Annotated in this window: 15 protein-coding genes, 1 pseudogene and 1 riboswitch; of the genes and pseudogenes, 13 read left to right on the forward strand and 3 right to left on the reverse strand. The window is 63.3% G+C overall.

Annotated elements, in window-relative coordinates; genetic code table 11:
- Positions 1–197: 197 nt before the first annotated feature.
- The 13 genes and pseudogenes from ACYCTF_RS13530 (at position 198) to rimI (ending at position 6,789) form a co-directional block, all read left to right on the forward strand.
- Complete coding sequence (locus ACYCTF_RS13530) at positions 198–536, forward strand: TusE/DsrC/DsvC family sulfur relay protein (protein ID WP_461284143.1); 339 nt, start codon at positions 198–200, stop codon at positions 534–536.
- A 357-nt stretch (positions 537–893) separates the two neighbouring features.
- Positions 894–1,391, forward strand: a pseudogene (locus ACYCTF_RS13535) (YeeE/YedE thiosulfate transporter family protein); the annotation flags it as partial.
- Between the two features lies 1 nt (position 1,392).
- The gene (locus ACYCTF_RS13540) at positions 1,393–2,100 is read left to right on the forward strand and encodes a YeeE/YedE thiosulfate transporter family protein (RefSeq protein WP_461284144.1); all 708 of its coding nucleotides are present in this window, start codon (positions 1,393–1,395) and stop codon (positions 2,098–2,100) included.
- Between the two features lie 4 nt (positions 2,101–2,104).
- Positions 2,105–2,413 (forward strand): sulfurtransferase TusA family protein, encoded by a 309-nt coding sequence (locus ACYCTF_RS13545; RefSeq protein WP_461284145.1) that lies wholly within the window; start codon positions 2,105–2,107, stop codon positions 2,411–2,413.
- Between the two features lie 13 nt (positions 2,414–2,426).
- The gene (locus ACYCTF_RS13550) at positions 2,427–2,696 is read left to right on the forward strand and encodes a hypothetical protein (protein ID WP_461284146.1); all 270 of its coding nucleotides are present in this window, start codon (positions 2,427–2,429) and stop codon (positions 2,694–2,696) included.
- A gap of 114 nt (positions 2,697–2,810) precedes the next feature.
- Positions 2,811–3,173 (forward strand): hypothetical protein, encoded by a 363-nt coding sequence (locus ACYCTF_RS13555; RefSeq protein ID WP_461284147.1) that lies wholly within the window; start codon positions 2,811–2,813, stop codon positions 3,171–3,173.
- 41 nt (positions 3,174–3,214) lie between these two features.
- Positions 3,215–4,060, forward strand: coding sequence for a hypothetical protein (locus ACYCTF_RS13560; RefSeq protein ID WP_461285043.1), 846 nt, complete (start codon positions 3,215–3,217; stop codon positions 4,058–4,060).
- On the forward strand, positions 4,060–4,347 hold the full coding sequence (locus ACYCTF_RS13565; protein ID WP_461284149.1) for a hypothetical protein: 288 nt from the start codon (positions 4,060–4,062) through the stop codon (positions 4,345–4,347). Before ACYCTF_RS13560 ends, ACYCTF_RS13565 begins: the two co-directional genes overlap by 1 nt.
- Positions 4,348–4,349: 2 nt before the next feature.
- Positions 4,350–4,625 carry a hypothetical protein gene (locus tag ACYCTF_RS13570; RefSeq protein WP_461284150.1) on the forward strand — a complete coding sequence of 92 codons (276 nt, stop codon included), beginning with the start codon at positions 4,350–4,352 and terminating at the stop codon, positions 4,623–4,625.
- A 19-nt stretch (positions 4,626–4,644) separates the two neighbouring features.
- A complete protein-coding gene (locus ACYCTF_RS13575) occupies positions 4,645–4,839 on the forward strand; it encodes a hypothetical protein (protein ID WP_461284151.1) in 195 nt (64 codons plus the stop codon).
- Between the two features lie 14 nt (positions 4,840–4,853).
- Complete coding sequence (locus ACYCTF_RS13580; RefSeq protein WP_461284152.1) at positions 4,854–5,531, forward strand: c-type cytochrome; 678 nt, start codon at positions 4,854–4,856, stop codon at positions 5,529–5,531.
- A 120-nt stretch (positions 5,532–5,651) separates the two neighbouring features.
- A complete protein-coding gene (locus ACYCTF_RS13585; RefSeq protein ID WP_461284153.1) occupies positions 5,652–6,308 on the forward strand; it encodes a uracil-DNA glycosylase in 657 nt (218 codons plus the stop codon).
- Complete coding sequence (gene rimI / locus ACYCTF_RS13590) at positions 6,301–6,789, forward strand: ribosomal protein S18-alanine N-acetyltransferase (RefSeq protein ID WP_461284154.1); 489 nt, start codon at positions 6,301–6,303, stop codon at positions 6,787–6,789. The genes ACYCTF_RS13585 and rimI overlap by 8 nt, the downstream gene beginning before the upstream one ends.
- A 6-nt stretch (positions 6,790–6,795) precedes the next feature.
- Here the strand turns inward: rimI and ACYCTF_RS13595 are convergent, their stop codons facing one another.
- The 3 genes from ACYCTF_RS13595 to crcB all read right to left on the reverse strand — a co-directional run bounded on the left by ACYCTF_RS13595 (position 6,796) and on the right by crcB (position 7,948).
- The gene (locus tag ACYCTF_RS13595; protein WP_461284155.1) at positions 6,796–7,179 is read right to left on the reverse strand and encodes a fluoride efflux transporter FluC; all 384 of its coding nucleotides are present in this window, start codon (positions 7,177–7,179) and stop codon (positions 6,796–6,798) included.
- 70 nt (positions 7,180–7,249) lie between these two features.
- Positions 7,250–7,561 carry a DUF190 domain-containing protein gene (locus ACYCTF_RS13600; protein ID WP_461284156.1) on the reverse strand — a complete coding sequence of 104 codons (312 nt, stop codon included), beginning with the start codon at positions 7,559–7,561 and terminating at the stop codon, positions 7,250–7,252.
- Between the two features lie 15 nt (positions 7,562–7,576).
- Positions 7,577–7,948 (reverse strand): fluoride efflux transporter CrcB, encoded by a 372-nt coding sequence (crcB, locus tag ACYCTF_RS13605; protein ID WP_461284157.1) that lies wholly within the window; start codon positions 7,946–7,948, stop codon positions 7,577–7,579.
- Between the two features lie 110 nt (positions 7,949–8,058).
- Positions 8,059–8,121: riboswitch (Fluoride riboswitch) on the reverse strand.
- Between the last annotated feature and the right edge of the window lie 538 nt (positions 8,122–8,659).

Here is an 8,659-nt window from a genome sequence, read left to right on the forward strand (position 1 = left end):
AGAGTGCCGCAGGAAGGCGCGCGCGGCAAGGCCCGCGGCGCCGCTTGGTCTTGATTTGGGTCAAGGCATGCCCGGGCCCCCATCTGAAAAAGTCTGGCCATGGCGCCGGTTCCCAGCGCGCCCAGGGCCGGGCGGACCCGCTGATATTCCGGGACCGTTCCGACGCGGTCATGAGTGATTTCGTAAGGGGGTATGTAATGGCGGAGATCTCGGCTGGCAGTGCGCGCGTCTCGATCGATGAGGAGGGCTATTTGATCGATCCGGGGGACTGGAGCGAGCCGGTAGCCGAGGCGCTGGCGCACTCCGAAGGTCTGGTGTTGGGCGATGAGCATTGGCAGGTCATCCGCTTCATGCGGGGCTTCTTTGACGAACATCAGGTCATCCCTGATGCCCGATTTACGATCCGTCACTTGGCCGATCAGGGGCTGGGCACCAAGGCGCGCTCACGGCTCTTCGAGCTCTTTCCCTACGGTTACGTCAAGCAGGCCTGCAAGGTGGCCGGTATGCGCCGACCGCGCGGCTGGAGCACGGGTTGATCGAATTCTTGCGTCTTCGCGCGCCCCGTATCCCTGGCGGCAAGTCTGAACTGATCTCTGTCCTCAACGCCTCGTTTCACTAGCCCTTAGCGGGCCCGTCGAGCCATACCACAGCCGCATCACCATCCTGGTGACGCGATCTCCCAGGATGGTGATATCCACCCGTGCGCCCAGTGCATGGGACCCGCTAATTCGCTAGAGCTCGCGCGTGGCCCGAGTTTTGCTCAAGGGATTAAGCCGGCGAGGCGCGAGATCGGTCCGATCGATGCGGGCGCTACGCTGCGTACCAGGCGCGGGGTGATGCCTTAAGGTCCCGGGCGGGCGCGACGGCAGACTGACCATGAGTGTGGGGGGTGGCGCGTGGATTTTTTCAAGAAATCTCTGGATCCCATTGTCGCGTTGGCGATCATCGCCGTGCTGGACATTTTTTTGTTCCTGATCGTTGGTGCCTGGACCGTGGGTGGCGGGGAGACCATGATCGCGGGATTGTTCGTGAAGTCCTTGGTGGGTGCCAAGGAGATGAATCGTATTCCGTTTTGGCACTTGGTATTCAAGCCGACGTGGGCCTACTGGAAGATCTACATCAGCCTCGGCATGGGCTTCGGTGCCCTTGTGAGCGCGATCCTGAGCAAGGAGTTCTACTGGCGCGTGCCCAAACACCTGTCGGAATGGGTGATGATCACGATAGGCGGCCTGCTCATGGGGATCGGCATTCGCCTGTCCTTCGTCTGCAATGTGAGCACCTTTCTCGGTCTTACGCCAGAAATGAATCTCGGCGGCTATCTTGCGGTGAGTGGCCTTGTGATCGGCGCCTGGGTCGGAACGCTCGTGTACAAGAAGATCTTGGAGGCTTGACATGATCACAGTCTACGGACAATGCGCGGCGGCCTTCGTGTTCGGGACCACGGTGGGGGTACTCGTGCAGCGCTCGCGGTGGTGCAATACGGCGGCCTTGCGCGACGCCATGCTCTTTAAGAGCTACCGCAACACTAAGGCCCTTTTGGTTGCCATGATGATCCTGACCGTGGGCTTTACGGCCATGATCAGTATCGGTAACGGCAATCCCATGCGTTTCGACGTCGGTATCAATCAATTCATAGGGCTCTTTCTCTTCGGTATCGGCATGGTGTTTGCCGGGGCATGCACCGTGTCATCCTGGGTCAAGACCGGAGAGGGCAATATCGGCGCCTTGTGGGCCCTGCTCTTTCTGATCGTGGGACTGTTTCTGTCCTCGCTTGTCTGGTCCTTCTCGTTTTGGCCGCTTGCGGGACCCTCTATGACCGGACATGCCAACGCCGCGGCCTTGCAGTTGGGCTTTGCCGACGCCCTGACTTTGCAGCGCGATACGGGGGTGCCTGCGATCGTATTCGGTGTCATCCAGGCCGGCGCGCTCTATGCCCTGTACCGCCGGATTCTGCGTCGCGAGCGCGCTGCTCTCGCGCCCCAAGAACAAGAGACGCCGATTTCCATCGAGCACGCTGCAAGCCCCTCCGTAGGGCGCCCAGCTACGGTGGCCAACCCGGTATCGAGCGCGCGCGATGCCTTATCGACTTTAGGAGAGTGAAGTTATGGGTCTATTCAGCCGCAAATCCCCCCCCTCCGAGACCGCGACGCCGGCCGGGCAGCTGACCTTGGAGGATGGGACGGTGTTAAACATCAGTCGCGTAGTGGACGTCTTGGGCGATTCCTGTCCGCGTCCGCAGCTTATGACCAAGAAGGCCTTGGGCGAGGCGGTGTCGGGGGCTGTGATCGAGGTCAGGGTCGATAACCCGACCTCCATGGAGGCCTTGCCAACGGTGGTGGGGGCGGTCGGCGGCACGCATCTTGTCACCGTGAAAGCCGACCGTCATTGGCGGGTGTTCGTGCGCAAGAACTGAGGAGGGCCGTTCCATGTTGCCAATCGGTCACAAGACTATGCTCACGTTGGCGTCGCTTACCGGCTTTATGACCATCGGGACCCTTGTTTATATGCTGGTGGCCCCGCCGGCCTCGCTCCATCGTACCCGCGACGGGGTCGCGTATTTCACGCCGCCTGTCATAAACCCGGTCGATGGAAAAGCCTTGAATGTCGCGCGCCTAGCCGCGTACTACAAGGGTAATGTCGCAGCCGGCCGGTATGCCGTCGAGAAGAGGCCGGTTGCGACTGGCGGCCGGCACTAGGAGGACTCATGGATATCGATCTCCCGACAATTGCGCAAATCGTGATGTTCATCGTCATGATGTGTGTACTTTACATTGCTCTCACAACCGACGTGTTCTAGGTGAGGAGGCATTATGATGACCAAGGAAACGTCGCACGGTGGGGCGATGCCGGACGCGGGGTGCGCGCGAGCGCCAGGCGTGGCGAAAACCGGCAGCGGGGCGATGACGCGCTCCCAGATCCTGCTTTACTGTAGTTCGTGCATCGTTCTGGTGGTGATCGGTATATCGCTTCTGATGCGCATAGCCTCGGTCTCGCCGCAGTTCATGAAGCGCGCGCAGACCCCGCAGACCATGGGCCGCTTCGCGCCCATACCCATGGGTGGCCTCTATGGGACGGTGAGTGTGCGCGAGCTTGTGAATTACTACCTTGAGAACCCGCCACCAGCGGGGCGTCCAGGGTCGGCGCGGCCATTGCCGAAGGTCGGCGGCTGCTGACGGCGCATGCGGCAATCCTGGATGCGCAGGCGCACGGGCCCGTGGCCGCCCTTGTGGCCTATGCCCGTATGCCGTGGCCTGCCCCGCGGCATACGGTGGTCGTGGATACACGGCGGCAAGCCCTCTGTGTGCGGCGCTCGGTCGTAGGGGGGCTTTGTCTCTCGCCCGGCGTTTTTCAGGATCGATCGGGCGGACTAGTGAGCTTTCGTAACCTGCGCTGGCTTTTGGGGACGATGGGGCTTACGGGTTCCGAGACGGCCGTGGTGGCCGGGGATCATGGCACGGCGGAGGATTTCGTGGCGGGTCTTTTGTATCTCGCCGGTCAAAGGCGCGTGGAGGTCGTGCAGGAGCCTTTGACGGGCTGGCTTGGTCGCCATCCGCGTGCTGTAGGCACCGGCCGGACGCGCGGTGTCTTTCGGGAGGCCATCTATACGGCCTGGCCGCGCACGCACCTTGTGGTCTTGCGTCGCGAGCTTGCCGCGTCTTTGCATCACGGCCCGCTTGTAGACTTGGTGGACGGCCGCTTGACTGATCGTAAGCGGAGACCGCGGGCCGATCAGCGCATACCGGGCGCCCAATCCTGGCCCCTGGCCTTGCTGGGGGCAGGAGGGGACTTGGGATCCTTGCGTGTCGCCCGGGGAGGTGTCATCGCCTATGGCGAGGGCCCCTACCAGTCGGTGGCCTATTTCGCACGGTTGCGGATGCTCGGGGTGCGGGCGCGGGTTTTCCTGGGCGGTTGGCGCGACTGGTCGGCGCACGCGCACGCCGCACGCGTGCGGCGGCGGGGCGATTTTGCGGTACTGCCCACGCTTGCCGGCGTCCTGGTTGCGGCCGCGTTTAGCGTGATCATCCTGATGTGGGTGTGGCGTCGGGCGAGGAGGCGTTGATGGATATCCTGTTTTTGGTGTCACGGGTCGAATCGGCGCCGGTGTTGTGCGGCCTGCTGCGCGCCTGCGCGCGGCGTCAGATCCCCTGCGGAGTTTTCCTGACGGGTCGGGCCGCGGTGCTCGCCGGTAATCCCCAGATCGATATCGATTTGCGGGCGTGCGCCCGCGTGGCGGTCTGCGAGCATTCCTGGGAGCGCTTCGGGCACGGGTCTTGCCTCAGCACTCTCGGAAGCCAGACCGACAATAGCGCCATGGTCGCCTCGGCGCGACGCATCGTGAGCCTCTGAGTATGGGCGCGCAAAAGCACCTCGTCGTTCTGGGGCGTTGCGATCACACGGAGGCCATGCGCGTCGCCGCGGGATTGACGATATTCGGTCACACCGTGCGGCTGATCCTGATGACAGAGCCGGTCGCCGACACCGCGGAGAATGCCCTGCAGGTCGAGACCCTTGAGCTCGCCGAGGTGCCGATCGAAACCACCGTGCCCGATCAAGGGTTGCCCTGTCTCGATGTCGCAGGGCTAGGCGCGGCGTTCGCCGAAGCGGATGCCGTGATTTCTCTGTAAGGCAACTTAAGGGGCTGCTATGCGCATCGTTATCTTGGAGACCGACCTGTTTCCGGATCGGCAGACCGTGGAAGGGGCCGTGGCGTGGCTTAAGGAGGACTTGGCGGCGCATTGCCTGTCACGTCACGATGTGCGTGGGCATACGCTGACCGAGGAGGAATGCGACGTACTGCTCGATGCCATTCTCACGGCCGATCTGGTCGTCACCGTGTGAGAGCGAACGCCGCGTTGCGAGTCCCTGCGGGTCCTACCCAGGGCGCGCGTCGCCGCATCCTTTTGGTGCTCTGCGTCTTGCTTGGACAGCCGATAACCGTCGCCCTCGGGGCTAGTTTTCGCTTGGAGGTGGCGCTCTTGGCGCAGGAGGCGCATCGCGCGTATGCAGGCGCCAGGTCCCCGCGGCTTGCCGCGCGCATCCAAAGCGATCTTGGTGTGCTGGGGTTCGAGGCACGGTCCTATTGTGAGCGGGCCGGGTGCGCCCTGGCCCCCATAAAGGCCCGCATAGAGCGCGCCCGCCGCGCCCTGAAGGGCGGGGCGATCGACATCGTGTGGCACGAGATGCGCGCCCTACACCGCGCATACCCTGTCGATCTTCGCGGCCTCGTGCCGCGGCATCCCAGCGCCTTACGCCTACGGGAGGGCGCCTTTCTGTACGCGCACCTCTGCGCGGCCTGCCACGCTACGCCAGGCGCGGGCAATCCGGCCCCCGATCTTTTTGCGCTGGCGCAGAGCGAGGAAGCGGCCGATCTGGCGGTCGACATCCTGGCCGGCGTGCGAGGGAGGCGCGCTCGCGCCTATACCGATCCCTTGAGTCATCGGCAGGTCGCGGCGCTTGTCGCCTATCTGCGGGCGCGCGCTCCCAGACAGGGTCCGGCCCCACGCCCGGAAGAGAGGCGTGGCGGCGATTGAGGGGTCTTCCGGCCGACCTCGCGGGTATGCGGCCCGGACGACGCCTGTTACCGCGGACCGGCGCCCTGCGGTAGTAAAATCTCCGCCAAGGCCCCTCGTGCGCGGTTATACTCTTAGGTCATGGGCAAAAGCACAAGGCAGGCATGGCTCAAGGCCATGGGCGTTACCGTCTGGGAGCAGCGCGACAGGCCCGCAGCGTCGCCGGAGCCGCTCTCCGAGGGCGTGGACGGCGATTGGGACCAGCTGCGCGAGGAGGTCCGCTCTTGCACGCAGTGTCCCTTGCATGCCGATCGCACCCAAACCGTTTTCGGGGTGGGCCCCCGCAGTGCTTCGTGGTTTTTCGTGGGCGAGGCGCCCGGCGCCGAGGAAGACAGACAGGGTGAGCCCTTTGTCGGACGCGCGGGACGTCTGCTCGATGCGATGCTGCGGGCGCTTGGGCTGGATCGGCAAGAGGTCTTCATCGCGAACGTCTTGAAGTGCCGACCGCCTGGCAATCGCGACCCCGAACCGTCTGAAGTCACCTCTTGCCTACCCTTTCTGCGCACGCAGATTGCCGCCGTCCGACCGCGGGTCCTCGTGGCGCTCGGCCGCTTTGCCGCCCAGAGCCTTTTATCCACCGAGCAACCGTTGAGCCAGCTGCGCGGGGGCGTCCATGAGTATGATGGCATTCCGGTGATTGCGACCTATCATCCGGCATATCTTTTGCGTCGCCCCGCGGATAAGGCGGCGGCGTGGGCGGATCTCAAGCGCGCGAGGGGGATCGTGCACCATGAGTAGCTGGCGATTGCCGACGCCTCCTGAACGGAACGCTGCTCCTGCCATAAAGCTGCGTGCCATGCGCAGCGAGGATCTGCCGTTTGTCATGGAGGTGGAGCGGCAGGCCTATGAGTTCCCATGGACTGAGGGGATTTTTCGCGATTGTCTGCGGGTCGGTTATTGCTGTCGCGTGCTCGAGGACCGCGGGCGTCTCGTCGGGCACGGGGTTATCTCGGTGGCCGCCGGCGAATGCCATGTCTTGAATCTCTGCATTCATCCACGCCACCAGCGCCGTGGCCTCGGTCGTTATATGTTGAAGCATCTGCTCGATGTGGCGCGCGCAGGTCACGCCAGGGTGGCCTTGCTTGAGGTGCGGCGATCCAACAAGGGCGCTTATGCCCTCTATTATGCCCTCGGGTTCAATGAGATTGGCTTGCGCAAAAATTACTATCCGGCTCGGCGCGGACGCGAAGACGCTCTGGTCCTGGCGCGCGATCTGTAAGGCCCCTCAGCCGCGCGCAATGTTACGTGAGAGCCAAGCGCCGAAGGCCGTGGCGACAAGACCTAGTGCCACGGATCCAAAAAGATAGGCGCCCCCGATAAACCACGCCCCGTGCTTGAAAAGATGCAGTGCGCCGAAGACATAGGTCGAGAAGGTGGTATAGGCGCCCAGAAAGCCCGTGAGGAGGCCCGTGCGCAGTTCGGGGCTTATAGTGATGCGCTCCAGGGTCTCAAAGAACAAGAAGCCCATCGCGAAGGACCCTAGAACGTTGATCGAAAGGATGTCCCACGGGAATGGACCGCCTGCGATGCGCGCGACGATCAAGGCCTGCAGATAGCGCGAGGTGGCCCCGAGGATTGCGAAGAGCGCGATGAACCCCAGGGTCTTCATGGCAAGCCCTGTCTGCGGGCGCGGCGTGTGACGCCACTCGATTCGCCGTCTGCGCCCGATGGCATGGCGATCAGAGGCATAGCGCAGACCATCTTACGGTATGTCCGGCAGGAATGAGTCCTTGCAGCTCGGCAAGTGCCGCGTCGACCACCTCGGGCGCGTCGAAGAATTCCACGATGAGCGGGAGGTGGGCTGTGATGTGCAGGAGGTCGGCCGCGTGGGTCTCACCGTGCGCGCCGAATCCGGCGATCCCGCGGAACACCGTGACCCCATGGACTTTGTGCTGGTCATGGAGGATCGCAAAGATCCGCCCCATGAGGTCGCGGCCGTCCGAGTGGTCCCCCTCGCGGATATAGATGCGCACCACGGCGATTTCTTTCATATCATATCCTCCGAATCAAAGGTGGGGTGCCGCGAGCGCCCCGAGAAAGACGGCGGCAAGCCCTAGGGCGAGCGAGGCTGCAAGATAGCTTACGGCCCGGACCGTCTGCCCGTCTTCGAGCAGCAGCAGTGTCTCGAGCGAGAAGGTCGAGAAGGTCGTATAAGTGCCGATACCGCCCACGATGATGCCCGTACGCATGGCCGCACTCATATGTGTCACGTGGACGAACAGGTAGGAGAGGAGGCCTATGAGAAACGAGCCCGCGACGTTGATCGAGAGCGTAGCCCAGGGGAAGGCCCGTCCAAAAAGGCGTTGCACGGCGAGGTTTTGGCCGTAGCGCAGCCAAGCCCCTAGTACGGCAAAACAGGCTATCCAAAAAAACGTCACCGTCCCTCCTTAGCGGCCGATGTATGACGGCTTGGGTCCTTGATGGGCCCGGAGATCAGTCGGTGAGCGCTCGACGCGAGAGCGACAACACCCACATTTTCCGATTTCCGGAAACGGTAGGCATCATCAGCCGCGAGGGCGGTTATAGGGAGAATGCCATCTCCTCCAAAACGGCCGTGAGTCTACAGGTCGTAGACTATGGGCGCAAGCCAAGTCATTGCCATGCATACCGTGCGACCGGTTCCGTCGCCCGGGCGTATCCGTCGAGAGAGGCTTGCTCGCGAGGGCCGCGATCCGCATGCCGTGTTCGCGGGGGTGCGCGGACACTTCTTAAAATCCACGGGTCGCCGACACCCTTCCATCACCCCTATCCGGCGTCGAGGGTGCCCCGCCCTTGCGCGGAGGCGACGATGGATTTTGGGATAGTTACACCAGCCTGTGGGCTCCTTGCGCGCGTCTGATCCAGGAACAGCGGTTTTCGAGGAATAGCGGTTTCGGTTGAGAAGAGGTCTCAAGCGCCCTAGGACGCTTGAGACCGTTCATCCCGAACGATACCCGATCCACCTCTGTTCTATCCGCGGGCGCTAGGGGCGCTCGCTATCGAGATGCGCCATTTGGGGCTCCCCATAACGGGCGCCGGCGGCTACTCCTTCCGGAAAGGCCCGATCCAAGGCCTCAAGCTCCGCAGGCGAGAGCGTGATGGCAAGCGCC

Source organism: Acidiferrobacter sp., assembly GCF_054609335.1.